Here is a 16,056-nt window from a genome sequence, read left to right as displayed (position 1 = left end):
AGTAATTGGAATGTTTATCAATCGAGATGAATTTGGAGTTTTAATTTGAGGTTTAACAACAGATCAATAACATCACCAACGAGTTATCTGTAGAGTAGGCTTGATTTTTGCTTCAACTTACTAGCAATACAAATGCCTCAGTGGACAATAAACAACGGATTTGTATTGCAAGAGCCTTAGCCTTAAATCCTCAGTTGATTGTCTATGATGAATCGGTTTCCGCGCTAAATGTTTCAGGACAAGCCTAAGTTTTGAACTTATTGAAAGAACTACAACAGGATTTTCAACTCACTTATATTTTTATTTCCCATGATTTAAGTGTAGTCAGATTTATGAGCGATCGTATTATTGTGATGAATAAAGGTAAAATTGCTGAACATGGTACAGCAAAAGATATTATTAATCATCCCAAAGAAGATTATACTAAGCTATTAATTGCTTCGATTCCCAAATTTGAGAATATAAACGTTAATTTGTAGTATTAAAATGACCAAAATATACTTTTATACTCCACATAAAATTCAGCAACAAATTATTCAAGAAAACCACACACAATGGAGGAGTCATCACAGTAATTTTATGGCTTGGATTGCTCAAACATATTTTTATCTTAAACAAGCTGGTTTCCCTTGCAAAATTACTGAGAAAATTCCTGATGAAGGAATATTAATTGCTGATCGTGATACACTAGCAAACAATTACCCATTTCTCGATCAAGTAATGCTAATTTGTGCCAAAAGTGATAAAGAATATCATCCATCAGCACATTTACATACAATTCATAACCCGATAGATTGGCAAAAAGAAAAAAATACGATTTGGAATCCCCATTTAATTAATCATTGGCCGATTCCTGGATTAATTCCTAGAGATAAAAAGCGTTTGAGTAATGTAGAAAATATTGCTTATATTGGTTCAAAAAGTCAGATTGCACCAGAATTAATATCAACGACTTGGAAAGATGCTTTATCCTCTTTAAATTGTCATTGGTTGCCCATATTTAATAGCTCTCAATGGAATGATTATACTTGTCTTGATGTTATCGTAGCGGCTCGTAGTTTTGAATCAAATATTTATCTTAACAAAGGTGCGATTAAACTAATCAATGCTTGGCACGCAGGTGTACCAGCTATTTTAACACCAGAATCAGGCTTTATGGCAGAACGAAAAACAGATTTAGACTTTATTATAGTTCGTTCTGTTGACGAGGCAATTCAAGCGGTTAAAAAACTGAAAAATTACCCTGAACTATATCATAAAATGGTTGAAAATGGCTACGAAAGAGCTAAAGAAACTAGCATTCAACAAACGCTTAATAAATGGGTTTCATTTTTTAACGATGTGGCTTTTCCTGCTTATGCCGAATGGTCTAAAATGAGTAAAAATCAAAAAAGATTTCTTTTTTATCAACGCTATTTTAATTTTAAATATAGTAGAGTTAAAGATAGATTTACCAGAAAAATCAAATTAATTTGAGATTAAGAAGGGTTTGGAGACCAAACCCCTACAAAAAAAATCGTTTATTTTTCGATTAGATAATCCTGTATCGCTTTCACCTCTAATGGCGAAGACTGTAAAGAACGAATGGCGGCGACAGTTGCTTTAGCCCCTGCGATCGTTGTAATAATGGGTAATTTATAATCTAGTGCAGTTCGGCGAATCATGCGTCCATCGGCTTGAGGTTCTTCACCACTGGGAGTATTAATAATAAACTGAATCCAATTATTCTTGATCCAGTCGATAACATGGGGACGACCTTCATGAAGTTTTAGCACAACTTCTACCCCTTCAACACCATTTTCTAGTAAAACTTGGCGTGTTCCTGAAGTCGCTACGACTTTAAATCCTAGTTCCATTAAATCTTTGACGACGGGAATGGTAGCCATTTTATCTCGATCGTTCATGGATACAAAAACGGTTCCTTCAGTGGCGAGTTGAACTCCTGCGGCGAGTTCAGCTTTGGCGAAGGCTTTACCAAAATCGCTGTCAATGCCCATTACTTCGCCTGTAGAGCGCATTTCTGGACCCAGTAATAGATCTGCACCGGGGAACTTTTGGAAAGGTAATACAGCTTCTTTAACGGCAATATGACGGGGTATAAATTCATCAGCGAGGCCTAAACTTTCGATGGTACGTCCTGACATGATTAATGAGGCCATTTTGGCTAGAGGTATACCTGTCGCTTTAGAAACATAGGGAACGGTTCGAGAAGCGCGGGGGTTGGCTTCTAGGATGTACACTTGTTCGCCTTGTACGGCATACTGAATATTCATTAATCCAACTACATTTAAAGCTTTAGCGAGTTGAATTGTCCAATTGCGAATCGTTTCTATTACTGACTCAGAAAGGGAAGTATAGGGAAGTGAACACGCAGAATCACCCGAATGTACGCCCGCTTGTTCGATGTGTTCCATAATGCCACCGATGATTACTTTTCCTGTACCATCGGCTAAAGCATCCACATCAACTTCGATCGCATTTTCGAGAAATTTATCGATTAGAATTGGGTGATCTGGTTCGATTTTTACAGCAAAAGTCATGTAGTGTTCTAATTCTTCGTCACTAAACACAATTTGCATGGCACGACCTCCCAATACATAGGACGGACGTACTACTACTGGATAACCAATTCGTTTAGATACGGCAACTGCATCTTTATAGTCTCGTGCTAGTCCATTTGCAGGTTGAGTAATATTTAAATTGCGAAGAATTTGTTCAAATTTTTCTCGATCCTCAGCGATATCAATAGAGGTGGGAGAAGTTCCCCAAATTTTGGTATTTACGGGACAGTTAGGGCTTTCTAGATATTTTTGTAGCGGGACGGCTAATTTTAAGGGTGTTTGCCCGCCAAATTGAATAATTACGCCTTCTGGGTTTTCTGCTTCGATGATATTGATCACATCTTCTTTAGTTAAAGGTTCAAAGTATAAGCGATCGCTCGTATCATAATCCGTGGATACGGTTTCTGGGTTAGAGTTAACCATAATGGTTTCAAACCCTGCATCACTTAAAGAAAAAGCCGCATGACAACAACAGTAATCAAATTCGATCCCTTGTCCAATACGGTTCGGCCCACCGCCTAAAATCATCACTTTTCGGTTGTCAGAGGGCATGACTTCGGTAATATCTGGCTCGTAGGTAGAATAGAAATAAGGGGTAAAGGCTTCAAATTCAGCAGCGCAAGTATCAACAACTTTGTAAACGGGAATAATTCCTAACTGTTTGCGGACTTGACGAACTTCATCTTCATTGGTTTTCGTCGCATAAGCAATTTGACGATCGCTAAATCCTTGTTGTTTGACATACCGCATTTGTTCGGCGGTAATTTGTTTAAGAGGCGTTTGTTTAAGGAAATTTTCGGTTTCTAGAAGTTCATTTAATTTATCTAAAAACCAAGGATCGATCGCCGTGAGTTCGTGAATTTCCTCAACCGTTAACCTCAGTTTCATTGCTTGATAAATCGTAAAGACGCGATCTGGGTTAGGAGTTCGTAAACCTGCGCGAACTTGGGAGAGTGGGGGTAAAGTTTCATCACGATCGCAACCAAAGCCAAATCGTCCAACTTCTAGTGATCTTAAGGCTTTTTGAAAGGATTCTTGGAAAGTTCGCCCAATAGCCATCGCTTCCCCGACTGACTTCATTTGGGTGGTGAGAGTGGATGATGATCCTGGGAATTTTTCAAAGGCAAAACGAGGAATTTTCGTTACTACATAATCGATCGTTGGTTCAAAAGATGCGGGGGTTTTTTTGGTAATATCGTTAGAAATTTCGTCTAGGGTGTAGCCTACTGCTAGTTTAGCGGCAAATTTAGCGATCGGAAAACCTGTAGCTTTCGATGCTAAGGCTGAGGAACGAGATACCCTAGGATTCATTTCAATAACGATTACATCGCCATTTTGGGGGTTGACAGAAAACTGAATATTAGATCCGCCTGTTTCCACGCCGATTTCGCGGATAATTGCTTTAGAATAATCTCGTAGACGTTGGTATTCTTTATCGGTTAGGGTTTGTGCGGGGGCAACTGTGATCGAGTCACCTGTATGAACGCCCATCGGGTCAAAGTTTTCGATCGAACAAATAATAACTACATTATCGGCTAGATCTCGCATTACTTCGAGTTCATATTCTTTCCAACCGATCAAGGATTTTTCAACTAGAATTTGCGACATTGGCGAACAATCTAAGCCATATTGTGCCATTACCTCATATTCTTCTTGGTTGTAGGCTATACCGCCTCCTGTTCCCCCTAATGTGAAGGCAGGACGGATAATGAGAGGATAAGAACCGATTTCAAGGGCGATCGCTTTAGCTTCATCAAGATTATTAGCAATACCAGAAGGACAAACGGGAACACCAATTTTAGCCATCGCTTTCTTAAAGAGTTCCCGATCTTCGGCCATTTCGATCGCTCCTAGTTTAGCCCCAATGAGTTCAACATTGTATTTTTCTAGGGTTCCGTTCTTAGATAGTGCAACTGCTAGATTGAGGGCTGTTTGTCCGCCCATTGTTGGTAATATTGCGTCTGGGCGTTCTTTTTCGATTATTTTGGCGATAATTTCTGGCGTAAGAGGTTCGATGTAGGTTCGGTTGGCCATTTCTGGATCAGTCATAATTGAAGCGGGGTTAGAATTGGCTAAAACCACTTCATAGCCTTCTTCTCGTAGGGCTTTACAGGCTTGGGTTCCCGAATAATCAAACTCACAGGCTTGTCCAATAACGATCGGTCCTGCACCCAGGATTAAGATTTTGTTAATATCGTTGCGACGTGGCATAAGCAGTCTTCGTAGGGAGATACTATATTAATCCCAATCATTCTATCTGCTATTGATCGGATCGATGTCGATATTTTCTCTTGGTTTAATGACTTGCTCGGATGGTGATTAGATTTTTGGGGTTTAATTTAAAGTCGCTTCTAATTGTTGTTGGTTCCATAATCGTTGATAAAGTCCGCTTTGCAATAATAAGTCTTCATGAGTTCCCATTTGGACGATTTCTCCTTTATCCATGACAAAAATACGATCGGCATTTGCAACAGCCGATAATTGATGAGAAATAAAAATAACGGTTTTTTTCTGTTCTGTCGAAAGATTATTTAAAATTTTTGTGGCTGTTTCATTATCAACACTCGAAAGGGCATCATCTAGAATTAAAATGGGTGCATTGATTAATAAGGCTCTTGCTAATGCGGTTCTTTGTCGTTGTCCTCCAGAAAGGGTGATCCCTCTTTCGCCGACTAAGGTTTCATATTGTAGCGGGAAATTCAAGATTTCTGGATGAATTTGCGCTTGTTTGGCAGCAGTTTCGACGTTTATTGGTTCGGAGATCGGATCACCATAGCGTATATTATTTTGAATGGTTGTACTGAAGAGAAAACTTTCTTGGGGAACGTAGGCGATCGATGAGCGTAAATCAGCTAAGTTAATTTGAGTGATATCTTGATCATCAATAAATAATTGTCTTGAATTAATATCCAATAGACGAGGGATCGCATTTGCTAGAGTCGATTTTCCGCAGCCAATGGGACCGACGATCGCCACTGTTTCACCTGCTAAAATTTTAAAACTAACTTCTTTTAAGGCTGGCTTTTTCGCCCCTGGATAAGTGTAAGATAACTTATTTGCCCTAATTTCTCCTTTAACGTGTTCTAGCGGCATTGAATGGCTATTGGGAGCATTTTTTATCTGGGGGTCTACCTGTAAAATTGCTTCGATGCGATCAATACTGACTTCACCTCTTTGATAAGCTGTAATTGTAAATCCGAGTAAGGCGGTGGGGAAGCCTAAACCTTCGACTAAGATAATTAAAGCAATAAAATCGCCTGTTGTAATTTCTCCTCTAATAATCGCACGGGTTCCCAAAGCTAATAAAATCAATAAACTAACATAAGATAATCCTTCAACGATGGGAAATAATAAATTTCTGGTGAGGGCTAATTTTAAATTAGCATCTAATAAATTTTTGTTTTTGACTTCAAAGGCACGTTTTTCGTTATCTTCTTGGGCGTAAATTTTAATGAGAGACATTCCACTCATGTCTTCTTGGATCAATTCACTGATATCTGAAAGACTTTCTTGTACTTCTAGTTGTTCTACTCTCAAGCGATCGCTAAATAATTGTACAGTAATGAGCATCAATGGATAAATTGTAACTGCCCATAAACTGAGAGGAACATTGATCGCTAACATGGCGGGCAGTGTTAAAGTATAAGCAAAAAAGGTATTAACGATACTTAAAACCGCAAATCCTAATAAACGACGAATATTATCAACATCACTGGTTGCGCGGTTGATCAAGTCTCCAGATGTATTAATAGCAAAGTATGCGGGTTCGAGTTTTAATAAATGCTGAAAAATCTTTTGTTTAAGTTCATATTCTACCTGACGACCCACACCAAATAACAAAACCCGTGATAATAAACGGATCGCAAACATGAGCGTTGCTAGTACTAAAATTAGGATCACATAGTACCAGACTTGGGAAAATTTAAAAGTTGACTTGAGTTGATCGACTCCATCTCGAATAAGTAAAGGAATGTAAACACTCAAACTATTTACAAAAAATAAGGCGACAACCCCGATTAAAATAGTTCGCCAATGGGGATAAAGATAAGTCAGTAACTTTTTGAGTCTTCTGTTGTTCATCGAGTTTTTTTAGATTAAAATACCGAATAAAATAGCGATCGTTGCACCGATAATGGTATTAATGACGTTAACCCATTCATTGGTTAACCATTCCCATTGATTTTGTAGAGTTGCACCGATCACACTTTCTAAATTTGTGGCGATAAAAGCAGCGATGATACACCAAATAACGCCTATTGGGTTGATTATACCAAGTCCCAAACCTAAAGAGGCGATCGCAGCCGAAGCAACTACCCCCGCTAATGTTCCTTCTAGACTAATTGCACCTTCGGTTCCTCGTGGTACAGGTTGTAAAGTAGTAATTAAAAATGTACTTTTTCCGTAAGCTTTCCCAACTTCACTGGCGCTGGTATCCGATAGTTTTGTACTCAGACTCGCCACATAACCTAAAATCAATAATTCTTTGATGGGGGAACTGACCAGTAAGGTTAGTATAGCGCAGATCGTGCCGGCTAGGGCTGATCCCCAGACATTTTCTGGCCCTCTCATTCCCGAACGTTTTTCGGCTATTCCTTCTGCTTCTTTTTGTTGGATGCCAATACGAGTGACTGCTGATCCGACGAAAAAATAAAACATCATGAGCGCATAGCCACGCCATCCCAGTGTACCCCAAATGATCACACCCAGTAACCAAGCATGGAGATAACCCGCAGGGGTTAACAGTTTTTTGGGAATGATATAGGCGATCGTTAGTAATATGGTATTGATGGCGAACGCTATTACCCAAGGTGAGGAAAGATTCATGAGTTCAATGATTGAGACTTGTCTATTATTTTAATTTAAAATAATTTTTAAGGTAATTGGAAGATATCTGATAATACAGTGAATTCGTTGTTGTCAAGACGCTGTTTATTAGGAGTATCATAGACAACTAAGATGGATTTACGTTCATTTTCATCAGTATACAGGGTTATTCCCTCAGCGCGGTCGTTTTGGAAACCATGAGGAATTTCAAATAAGATTTTTAGTAAATTATCTTGCGCTTCAGTCAAACTATTTTCTTGTAGACTAAAAGGATCATTTAACTGAAATAGCCTCATTGAAGCATCTAAACTCATGGTTGGCCCTGCTAAAATCAGTAAATTATTTTCATTCATACAAAGTTCTCGAATTCCTAAGCCATTGAGGTCTATAAAATGAAGTTTATAACCTTTTTCGTCGGTTCCAATCGTTTTTAGGGTAAGAATGCCCTGTTGTGCTTCTTCTAGTTCAATTTCAATTAAGATAGCAATCCCTCTTAAAACGGGTCCCCGCAGCCCAATTAATATTTTATTATTTTTAATGACAAAACCTTCTATATCAAAACCATTATCTTTTCCAGGTAAATTACTCCTAATGATCTCCCCAAGATAAGGATCTTGTGCTAAAACTGTAAGTAATTCATTACTATTGGGTTCTCGCTTGAGTACGGCTGAATGTTCTGATTCAGTGGATTTGATTAATTTTCCGTCCTTTATAGGAATACGAGCGAGTAAATAGCGATTTCCATCCAGAGCAACTGTTAATTGTTTGCCACTAATTGGATTTTCTTTAGCTTTTTTGCGTTTGCTGCTATGAGAACCAATTAACCAGAGATATTGACCATCATAATCTAATCCTTCGATATCAACTTCTTTTTGTTTTGGATCGAAGTCATCTAATAAGTCTTGTAGTGCAAATCGTTGATGATTTCCGTAGGTTTTATCATCGATTTTTTCTAGACGTTCTATGGCAATTTCTTCATCAGCAGCTAACCATAAATATTTTCCATTTTCGGTGAATACCGCAGCCGATAATTGTTCAGTGACGGGCTTTTCGGGATCGCTATACTTGGGTTCTTTGTTTTGATACTGTGGTTCAAAGTTTAGTTTAAGTTGTTTAATTAAAGAACTTGATTTATTCATTTCGCATTTGATTAAAGATTTTACTCAATATTATAATTAAATTAATTTTGATAAAATGAAGGAGATCTTACGAAATTTTAACAATTCTCTCCCTCGTGGGTTTGGCATAACATAACTTTTTAAAAATTTTTCAAATTATGAAGAGATATTTACATTTAATTCGTTTGTTTTGGAGTACAGCGATCGCAGCAGAATTAGAGTATCGTTTAAACTTTGTGATTGCTGGCTTCAGTAGTTTAGCAAATCTAGCGGGTAGTTTGTTTGGATTATTTCTATTTTATCGAACAGGTTATCAGTTTGAGGGGTGGAGTTGGCCTGAAGCAATGATTGTTTTGGGTATATTTACTCTACTTCAGGGAATTTCAGCCACATTTTTAGTTCCTAATCTTAATCGAATTGTAGAACAAGTAGAACAAGGTACTTTAGATTTTGTGTTACTCAAACCCATTAGTAGTCAGTTTTGGTTATCGACAAGAACTTTATCACCTTGGGGCTTTCCTGATTTAGTTTTTGGCGTTATTATTATTGTATATGCAGGGATTCAACTAAATTTAACGCTTAAATCTTATTTATTGGGAATCGTGCCTATTGTATTGGGAACCATTATTTTATATAGTCTTTGGTTTATGTTGGGAGCAACGAGCATTTGGTTTGTTAAAATATATAATGTAACGGAAGTCTTACGAGGTTTTTTAGAAGCTGGACGTTATCCAATAGTAGCTTATCCCGCTATTTATCGCGTCTTTTTTACATTTATTATTCCCGTAGCTTTTTTAACAACGATTCCTGCTCAAGTGATGTTAAATAAAAGTCATTTGTTTGGAATTTTGGGTGCAGCAATTTTAGCCGTTAGTTTGTTATTCATATCTATCTTTTTTTGGAAATTTGCTTTAAGATTTTATACCAGTGCATCGAGTTAGTTTAGCTTAAAATTGCACTATGACACGTTTGTATAATAAGCGTTTTTGAGGAAGTAAAGTGATTAAAATGAATCATTATTTAAGTAGTAAAATATCTCCTAAGTGGCTTAGATTAGTTCCTTTTTTAGCGATGGGTGGAATAATTTTTACATTCAACTCAACTTTAGAGCTAAACTATATGATTAGAGGATACTTGCTCTTTCTCGAAGCACAAATCGGAATTGTAATTCTTTATTATTGGGTGACAAAAGTGATAAGAACAAATAAAAAAATGAGCAATTTAAAAGGAAAGAAAAAAGATGAAAAATAAAGTAGCAGCAACATTGTTAGTTTTCTTCTTGGGTGGTTTTGGTATCCATAAATTCTATTTGGGCGAAACTCTAGCGGGCGTTTTATATTTATTATTTTTTTGGACATTTATTCCGAGTATTTTCGCTTTCTTCGACTTTATCGGATTATTAATTATGTCCGAACAAAGCTTTAATGTTAAGTATAATTTAGGGTATACTTTAACACAACAAGGAAATTATATTAGCCCAAGTCATCTAGTTCAAGAGTCTTCTAGAGATAAAATGGCGATTTTAGTAGACCTCAAAAAATTGTATGATTCAGGAGTAATTACTGCTGAAGAATACGAAGAAAAACGACGTAAATATTTAGATTCATTATAGAAAAGATGAAACTATCAACTCGTAAGAAAAATACTCTTAATTGGCTTTGGTTAGCGTGGGTTCCCATTATAGGAGGAGGAGCGATCGCCTATGAAGGTTACAGAACTAAAACGAGAACTTGGCTAATTTTAGGCACAGTATTTATTATCATTAATTTAGTCTATACATCCAATCAACTTTTACCATTTTTGTTATTTTGGATGGCTCAAATTTTAACAGCTTTTTATATTCAAAGAAAATCTTATAAGAAAAATTCAAGAGTTTTAGACAGTTTTGAAGAACCTCAAATCATCGACAAAAATGAGCCAAAAATTGATATTAATAAATGTTCTAAAGATGAAATGGTATATCAATTAGAATTACCGATCGTTTATGCGAATAATATAGAATTACTGCGAAATGAAGGATATTTCTTTACTGATATAGAAGAATTATCAGATATTGCGGGAATTCCTAAAAACTATCTCAAAAAATTAGAACCATTAATAACCTTTAGATATCATCCTGAACAAGAAGAAGATTTATCATGGAGACGAGTTAATAGTTATTCAACAACAGAATTAATTCGCTGTGGACTAGATGAAAAAGTAGCGCAAAGAATTATTGAAGAAAGAGAGAAAAATGGTCAATATTATTCAGTGATTGATATAAAACATAGAACAGGTTTATCTTTAAATCAATATAGAGAGATTATTTAATTTCGCCAAAAATAATCAAATATAAACAAAATAGTAGTAAAAATGACGCAAAAAATACGCTTATCTAAAAAGAAAACTTATCTAACCTTATTATTACTTTGGGGTTTGGGTAACTTTGGTATTGTTTCAACAATGGATTTAAATTTATCCTTAAAATGGACTGGTTTGCTAATCGTTTTGGTTGGTGGTTCGTATATTGTTAATTATGGAATTTATCGCCATCATCGGAACAACAAAAAAGGTGGAACATTGCCTAGTTAATCTGTGAAATATAGCATTTACCTTCATTCAAAAGTAAAATAAAAACTTATTTTTAACATAAATGAAGTTCTTTCCTTATCAAAAGAAGCGATCGTCACAGTCGAATAAGCTCATAATATAATTAGTCCCCTATAGTTTTTACCTTTAGGGGATTGAAAAACCTTTCAACTAATAAGGAGTATAGCAAAAATGTCTACATTAACAGAAGCCGATTTAAAGCGGTTAGAAGATTTAATTAACAATCGGTTTAGTGATTTAGACCGAAAAATCGACGGACTAGACCGAAAAATCGACGAGAAAGTAGACACTCTTGAGAAAAAAATCGACAGAAAAATAGATTCTCTTGAGAAAAAGTTAGATGTTTACATGGCCAAAACGAATGAACAGTTAAAAGGCATTGAAAAACGATTCGATGATAACAATGCGCGTCTAGGGGGTATTGATTCGCGTCTCAATACTTTTATGATTGCTTTTTTAAGCATCATTGGTATTCTTGTTGTGGGAATTTTAAACAAAGCTAATTTTACTGGTAATCCTTAACCGTTCTTGCGGGTGGCTACACATCACCCCTATTTTAAAACCGTCTCAGAGAAAATTCTAAGACGGCCTTCTTAATAAACTAACCGTCTAGTACAGTATTGGTATTAATGTACTACTTTATTCAAGCTAAATCTTTCGTATACGAAATACTACGAAGAATGAGACCATTCAGTATGGAAGAATTCACCTTTTGGTTTATCCGTCCGTTCGTAGGTATGTGCGCCAAAATAGTCGCGTTGCGCTTGAGTTAGGTTTTGGGGTAAACGATCGCGTCGATAAGCGTCAAAATAGTCTAGAGAAGAACTAAACGCAGGAACAGCGATACCTAACTGGTTAGCTAGTACCAAAATTTCGCGCCATGCTTCTTGTCGATCTAGAATACTTTGTTTAAACTCAGGTGCAAGCAGTAAATTAGGTAAACCGGGGTTTTCTTGGAAAGCCTTTTTAATCTTATCCAAAAAGCCAGCACGAATAATACATCCACCTTTCCAAATGCGAGCCGATTCGGGCAGACTGATATTATAGTTGTATTCTGCCGAAGCCTTGGCTATAAGTGCCATACCCTGAGCATAGGAACACATCTTAGAACAATAAAGGGCATCCCGTACCTTATTCACATAAGTGGCAACATCTCCCTCAAATTTAGTCGATGGGCCCATCAGTTCTTTAGATGCAGCAACCCGTTCATCTTTAATTGACGACATAATACGGGCGTTGACAGCAGCATAAATCGTTGGAATACCCACACCCAATTCTAAGGCACTCATGACCGTCCAGCGTCCTGTACCCTTTTGTCCGGCAGTATCCATGATTAAATCAACTAAATGCTGATTCGTTTCTGGATCGATATATTTAAAGATATCGGCGGTAATTTCGATGAGATAGGAATTTAATTCATCGGTGGTATTCCACTCGGCGAAAACTTCTTGTAATTGCGGGTTCGTCAAACCTAAGCCATTTTTTAGGACATCGTAGGCTTCAGCAATTAACTGCATATCCCCGTATTCAATGCCATTGTGTACCATTTTGACATAGTGTCCCGCACCACCTGGCCCGATATAGGTCACACAAGGTCCGTCATCGACTTGGGCAGCAATTTTGACCAAAATGGGTTCTAAGTAATCATAAGCGGCTTTCGTGCCACCTGGCATCAAACTAGGTCCATTTAATGCGCCTTCCTCGCCACCACTGACACCCATGCCGACAAAACCGAGTCCAGTCGCTTCGAGTTCTTTGGCGCGTCTTTCCGTATCTTCATACAAAGAGTTACCCCCATCGATAATCATATCGTCTGGATCTAATAGGGGTTTGAGTTGGGCAATTACGTCATCGACAGGTTTCCCTGCTTTAACCATTACGAGGATTTTGCGGGGACGTTCTAAAATTTGAACGAATTCGTCTAGGCTATAGGCGGCTTTTACGTCCTTTCCTTGGGCGCGAGTTGCCATAAATTCATCTGTCTTACCTGGGCTACGATTGTATACAGCAATCGGAAAACCCCGGCTTTCTACATTGAGGGCTAAATTTTCCCCCATAACGGCTAAACCGATCACACCGAAAGTTCGTTGAGTCATAAAATTGCCAGTCTATTGAAGTCATTTACTTTTGGTTGTAACGCGATCTTTTACGACAGTTAGATAAATGTTGGTTTTTTTTAAGACTAGCGATCGAATGAAGATATACAGCATACCACGCCTATTTGTTGTTGTACGCTTTTATACCATTATCACAATAAGTCAAAAAGTGCGATCGCCGTTTTGTCTTCTTTCCCCAACCAGAGAACCGCTATACTGAAATAAGTTCCTTTTTTAGAGAGAGATTATCATGAAGACTCAAGTTAATAAACAAACTCTCTATGAAACTGATTTTGTTTTGTGGCTAGAAACAACGGCTAATTTATTGAAAACTCGTCAACTCGACCAAATTGATTATGATAATCTAATCGAAGAAATAGAAACAACGGGAAGAAGTGAAAGAGCAGCTTTGAAAAGTAATTTGAGAGTTTTATTAATGCACTTATTAAAATGGAAATATCAACCTTCAATGCGTTCTAATAGTTGGCGTTCCACAATACGAGAACATCGAAAAAGAATTCAAGAAGCCTTTAAAGATAGTCCTAGTCTTCAGCGTACATTTGATGAAGGTTTCGAGATTGCGTATCAAGATGGACGAGAATTAGCATCCGATGAAACAGATTTAGTAATAGATACTTTTCCTGATCTTTGTCCTTTTAGTGTTGAGCAGGTTTTAGATTCTAATTATCTACCTGAGTAAAAGCTTTTGAGCCACTTCTATTTCTACTGGCATTACTGACAAACGATTCCCTTTTCTGACGACCAAAAGTTGCTCAGGGCTAAATTCTCGTTTTAATGTTTCTAGAGTAATAATCTGTGTAAACGCTTCGACAAATTCTATTTTGACCGTAAACCAACGGGGCGACTCTAAAATAGATTTAGGATCATAATAAGGACTATTAGAATCAAACTGTGTGGGATCAATTACATCACTTTCTATAACTTTTACTAAACCGACTATCCCTAGAGGAGACGTATTAGAATGATAAAAAAATCCTAAATCTCCTACTTGCATCTGACGTAAAAAATTTCTCGCTTGATAGTTTCGGACTCCATCCCAAATCGTTTGACGATCGCGGCGCAAATCATCAATACTATAAACATCAGGTTCTGATTTTATTAACCAATAAGCCATTTTAATGACAACTGTCTTTTAGAAGGACACAAGATCATCCTACCTTTTAATTTATGTGTTTCGCTTTCATAACCCCGAATCAATTCTCCACGCTAAATTATAACAAGCCTAATCATTATCTTAAAATTTAAATATTATAGAAGTAAAAATTCACCATCTATAACAGTCATCGTATCGTTTTTTTATAAGTTCAAAAATTTGATAAAGTTGCTGATAACAAAGAAGACAAACTTAGCTCGATTCTTTAAGTGTGAAATCCATCTTAAGACAGATTTATAAAACTTAACATATAGCTAATCTACGGGTAGAGCCTTAGCTATTAAGCATAACCATCATAAGCAATAGTGACTTTGCTTACAAAATAGCGAAAAAAGTTTTATCTACAAAAAGACATAAATTTTTTTGAGCCTTTAGAGCCGAGCCAAAATTTTTTTGTGATTCACTTAACTTTATTATACGGAAAAGACTATGGCAGATATTTTGCTAATTGAAGATGACTCTTTAAATCGTCATTTATTTCAAGAATTTCTTGAGTCTAAAGGGTTTCGTATTATTAGTGCAGAAGATGGAATTAGTGGTATTCAGCAAGCACGACAATATTTACCTGACCTCATCTTGTGTGATATTATTATGCCCGAAATAGATGGTTATAGCGTTTTGAGTCAACTACGCCAAGACCCTACGACATCTATGATTCCGCTCATTTTTATGACTGCGAAAAAAGCTAGGATTGAGTATCGTCAAGCGATGGAACTAGGAGCCGATGATTATTTAACTAAACCTCTAACACCTGAAGAATTATTAGGTGCAATTTCGGCGCGACTTCAACGAAAAACCATGCTAGAACGCTGTTATTTAAGTCGGTGTCAGCAAGCTTTAGAAGAAGTTCATAAAGATGACAATTCTTTATCAACTTCTATCACTACTGAACAAGAAATAGAATCTATTTTCCCGATTAATTCTTCTTTTAAAGAAGTTTTTGATTTTATAGAGGCTAATTATCATCGAGAAATTTCTTTATCAGATGTAGCCCGCTCAGTTGGTTATTCTCCCGCTTATTTAACTAATCAACTTAAACAGGAAACCGGACGAACTGTAAATCGATGGATTATTGAACGCCGCTTAGTAGAAGCTTGTAATTTACTTAAAAATACTAAATGGGCAGTGGAGCAAATTGCCATCACTGTAGGTTATTCTAATGCAAGCTACTTTTTTCGTCAATTCCGCCAATATAGAGGTATGACACCTAAAGCTTGGCAAGAGAAAAATAAATCAGTTTAAAATCTTTTAAATTTCATCTAATTTAATTCTATTTTTTTTAAAAGCTTCTTTAATTTGTTGAATATTTATATGACTTTGATCTTCTATTATATGATTAGCAATAATTAATTCATTTTGAGGATTAATCATACCAATATAGCCATCTTTTAGAGTATAATCATTGATGGTCTGGCATAAATGAAGCTCGTTTAAAGTTAAAGGAATTAATTCGTAATAGATTCCATTTTTAATAAAAGCATAGGCAATAATATCTTCTATATAATACTGAGAATCGACCTGATAAACTATTTTCCAGCCAGACTCAGCTATAAAAATCTGCTTTAACACTTTGTTTGGCAATTTATGGTAGACATCTATCATTTTAGTATAAATATTTTCTGAATATCTTAAAGAATTGTTGACTCATCAACTGAATTTAAGTAAAATTACTTTTCTAACTGATTGGAATATTT

16 protein-coding genes and 1 pseudogene are annotated in these 16,056 nt (G+C 36.4%); 10 read left to right on the top strand and 7 right to left on the bottom strand.

The window, feature by feature from the left end; translation table 11 throughout:
* Positions 1-149: 149 nt before the first annotated feature.
* Positions 150-479, top strand: a pseudogene (locus tag C7H19_RS05965) (ABC transporter ATP-binding protein); the annotation flags it as partial.
* Between the two features lie 7 nt (positions 480-486).
* Positions 487-1,476 carry a glycosyltransferase family protein gene (locus tag C7H19_RS05960; RefSeq protein WP_106455969.1) on the top strand — a complete coding sequence of 330 codons (990 nt, stop codon included), beginning with the start codon at positions 487-489 and terminating at the stop codon, positions 1,474-1,476.
* Positions 1,477-1,520: 44 nt separating this feature from the next.
* Here the strand turns inward: C7H19_RS05960 and carB are convergent, their stop codons facing one another.
* The 4 genes from carB to C7H19_RS05940 all read right to left on the bottom strand — a co-directional run bounded on the left by carB (position 1,521) and on the right by C7H19_RS05940 (position 8,524).
* Positions 1,521-4,772: a carbamoyl-phosphate synthase large subunit gene (gene carB, locus C7H19_RS05955; protein WP_106455968.1), complete on the bottom strand. Its 3,252-nt coding sequence runs from the start codon at positions 4,770-4,772 to the stop codon at positions 1,521-1,523.
* 123 nt (positions 4,773-4,895) lie between these two features.
* The gene (locus C7H19_RS05950) at positions 4,896-6,641 is read right to left on the bottom strand and encodes an ABC transporter ATP-binding protein (RefSeq protein ID WP_106455967.1); all 1,746 of its coding nucleotides are present in this window, start codon (positions 6,639-6,641) and stop codon (positions 4,896-4,898) included.
* 9 nt (positions 6,642-6,650) lie between these two features.
* Entirely contained in the window at positions 6,651-7,385 is a 735-nt protein-coding gene (locus tag C7H19_RS05945; RefSeq protein ID WP_219907591.1) for a TIGR00297 family protein, read from the bottom strand.
* 47 nt (positions 7,386-7,432) lie between these two features.
* On the bottom strand, positions 7,433-8,524 hold the full coding sequence (locus C7H19_RS05940) for a DUF3616 domain-containing protein (protein WP_106455965.1): 1,092 nt from the start codon (positions 8,522-8,524) through the stop codon (positions 7,433-7,435).
* A 137-nt stretch (positions 8,525-8,661) separates the two neighbouring features.
* Here C7H19_RS05940 and C7H19_RS05935 point away from each other — a divergent pair, with 137 nt between their 5' ends.
* The 6 genes from C7H19_RS05935 (at position 8,662) to C7H19_RS05910 (ending at position 11,614) form a co-directional block, all read left to right on the top strand.
* Positions 8,662-9,444: an ABC transporter permease gene (locus C7H19_RS05935; protein ID WP_106455964.1), complete on the top strand. Its 783-nt coding sequence runs from the start codon at positions 8,662-8,664 to the stop codon at positions 9,442-9,444.
* A 67-nt stretch (positions 9,445-9,511) separates the two neighbouring features.
* On the top strand, positions 9,512-9,754 hold the full coding sequence (locus C7H19_RS05930) for a hypothetical protein (protein ID WP_106455963.1): 243 nt from the start codon (positions 9,512-9,514) through the stop codon (positions 9,752-9,754).
* On the top strand, positions 9,744-10,115 hold the full coding sequence (locus tag C7H19_RS05925; RefSeq protein WP_106455962.1) for an NINE protein: 372 nt from the start codon (positions 9,744-9,746) through the stop codon (positions 10,113-10,115). The genes C7H19_RS05930 and C7H19_RS05925 overlap by 11 nt, the downstream gene beginning before the upstream one ends.
* Before the next feature lie 5 nt (positions 10,116-10,120).
* Positions 10,121-10,813 (top strand): helix-hairpin-helix domain-containing protein, encoded by a 693-nt coding sequence (locus C7H19_RS05920; protein ID WP_106455961.1) that lies wholly within the window; start codon positions 10,121-10,123, stop codon positions 10,811-10,813.
* Positions 10,814-10,855: 42 nt separating this feature from the next.
* Positions 10,856-11,074 (top strand): hypothetical protein, encoded by a 219-nt coding sequence (locus tag C7H19_RS05915; protein ID WP_106455960.1) that lies wholly within the window; start codon positions 10,856-10,858, stop codon positions 11,072-11,074.
* A gap of 189 nt (positions 11,075-11,263) precedes the next feature.
* Entirely contained in the window at positions 11,264-11,614 is a 351-nt protein-coding gene (locus tag C7H19_RS05910) for a hypothetical protein (protein WP_106455959.1), read from the top strand.
* Positions 11,615-11,763: 149 nt separating this feature from the next.
* Here C7H19_RS05910 and gnd read toward each other — a convergent pair whose 3' ends face one another.
* Positions 11,764-13,188: a decarboxylating NADP(+)-dependent phosphogluconate dehydrogenase gene (gnd, locus tag C7H19_RS05905; protein ID WP_106455958.1), complete on the bottom strand. Its 1,425-nt coding sequence runs from the start codon at positions 13,186-13,188 to the stop codon at positions 11,764-11,766.
* Positions 13,189-13,438: 250 nt separating this feature from the next.
* Here gnd and C7H19_RS05900 point away from each other — a divergent pair, with 250 nt between their 5' ends.
* A complete protein-coding gene (locus C7H19_RS05900) occupies positions 13,439-13,888 on the top strand; it encodes a DUF29 domain-containing protein (RefSeq protein ID WP_106455957.1) in 450 nt (149 codons plus the stop codon).
* On the opposite strand, the gene C7H19_RS05895 is transcribed toward C7H19_RS05900, so the two are convergent.
* Positions 13,877-14,323, bottom strand: a complete 447-nt coding sequence (locus tag C7H19_RS05895; RefSeq protein WP_106455956.1) for an EVE domain-containing protein — start codon at positions 14,321-14,323, stop codon at positions 13,877-13,879. The two genes, C7H19_RS05900 and C7H19_RS05895, sit on opposite strands and share 12 nt — an antisense overlap.
* A 468-nt stretch (positions 14,324-14,791) precedes the next feature.
* On the opposite strand from C7H19_RS05895, the gene C7H19_RS05890 reads away from it, so the two are divergent.
* A complete protein-coding gene (locus tag C7H19_RS05890) occupies positions 14,792-15,604 on the top strand; it encodes a response regulator transcription factor (RefSeq protein WP_106455955.1) in 813 nt (270 codons plus the stop codon).
* A 6-nt stretch (positions 15,605-15,610) separates the two neighbouring features.
* On the opposite strand, the gene C7H19_RS05885 is transcribed toward C7H19_RS05890, so the two are convergent.
* Positions 15,611-15,964 carry a hypothetical protein gene (locus C7H19_RS05885; protein ID WP_106455954.1) on the bottom strand — a complete coding sequence of 118 codons (354 nt, stop codon included), beginning with the start codon at positions 15,962-15,964 and terminating at the stop codon, positions 15,611-15,613.
* Positions 15,965-16,056: the final 92 nt, after the last annotated feature.

It is taken from the genome of Aphanothece hegewaldii CCALA 016 (genome assembly GCF_003007785.1).
GTDB classification, from domain to species: Bacteria; Cyanobacteriota; Cyanobacteriia; order Cyanobacteriales; family Microcystaceae; genus Chroococcus; species Chroococcus hegewaldii.
The sequence above is the reverse complement of the archived record's forward strand: the minus strand, read 5'-3'. Positions and strand labels throughout refer to the sequence as shown.

What these genes read in the sequence shown, in the direction of transcription:
- C7H19_RS05960 (WP_106455969.1), top strand. Translation starts at nt 487, where the DNA reads ATGACCAAAATATACTTTTATACTCCACATAAAATTCAGCAACAAATT.
- carB (WP_106455968.1), bottom strand. Translation starts at nt 4,772, where the DNA reads ATGCCACGTCGCAACGATATTAACAAAATCTTAATCCTGGGTGCAGGA.
- C7H19_RS05950 (WP_106455967.1), bottom strand. Translation starts at nt 6,641, where the DNA reads ATGAACAACAGAAGACTCAAAAAGTTACTGACTTATCTTTATCCCCAT.
- C7H19_RS05945 (WP_219907591.1), bottom strand. Translation starts at nt 7,385, where the DNA reads ATGAATCTTTCCTCACCTTGGGTAATAGCGTTCGCCATCAATACCATA.
- C7H19_RS05940 (WP_106455965.1), bottom strand. Translation starts at nt 8,524, where the DNA reads ATGAATAAATCAAGTTCTTTAATTAAACAACTTAAACTAAACTTTGAA.
- C7H19_RS05935 (WP_106455964.1), top strand. Translation starts at nt 8,662, where the DNA reads ATGAAGAGATATTTACATTTAATTCGTTTGTTTTGGAGTACAGCGATC.
- C7H19_RS05930 (WP_106455963.1), top strand. Translation starts at nt 9,512, where the DNA reads ATGAATCATTATTTAAGTAGTAAAATATCTCCTAAGTGGCTTAGATTA.
- C7H19_RS05925 (WP_106455962.1), top strand. Translation starts at nt 9,744, where the DNA reads ATGAAAAATAAAGTAGCAGCAACATTGTTAGTTTTCTTCTTGGGTGGT.
- C7H19_RS05920 (WP_106455961.1), top strand. Translation starts at nt 10,121, where the DNA reads ATGAAACTATCAACTCGTAAGAAAAATACTCTTAATTGGCTTTGGTTA.
- C7H19_RS05915 (WP_106455960.1), top strand. Translation starts at nt 10,856, where the DNA reads ATGACGCAAAAAATACGCTTATCTAAAAAGAAAACTTATCTAACCTTA.
- C7H19_RS05910 (WP_106455959.1), top strand. Translation starts at nt 11,264, where the DNA reads ATGTCTACATTAACAGAAGCCGATTTAAAGCGGTTAGAAGATTTAATT.
- gnd (WP_106455958.1), bottom strand. Translation starts at nt 13,188, where the DNA reads ATGACTCAACGAACTTTCGGTGTGATCGGTTTAGCCGTTATGGGGGAA.
- C7H19_RS05900 (WP_106455957.1), top strand. Translation starts at nt 13,439, where the DNA reads ATGAAGACTCAAGTTAATAAACAAACTCTCTATGAAACTGATTTTGTT.
- C7H19_RS05895 (WP_106455956.1), bottom strand. Translation starts at nt 14,323, where the DNA reads ATGGCTTATTGGTTAATAAAATCAGAACCTGATGTTTATAGTATTGAT.
- C7H19_RS05890 (WP_106455955.1), top strand. Translation starts at nt 14,792, where the DNA reads ATGGCAGATATTTTGCTAATTGAAGATGACTCTTTAAATCGTCATTTA.
- C7H19_RS05885 (WP_106455954.1), bottom strand. Translation starts at nt 15,964, where the DNA reads ATGATAGATGTCTACCATAAATTGCCAAACAAAGTGTTAAAGCAGATT.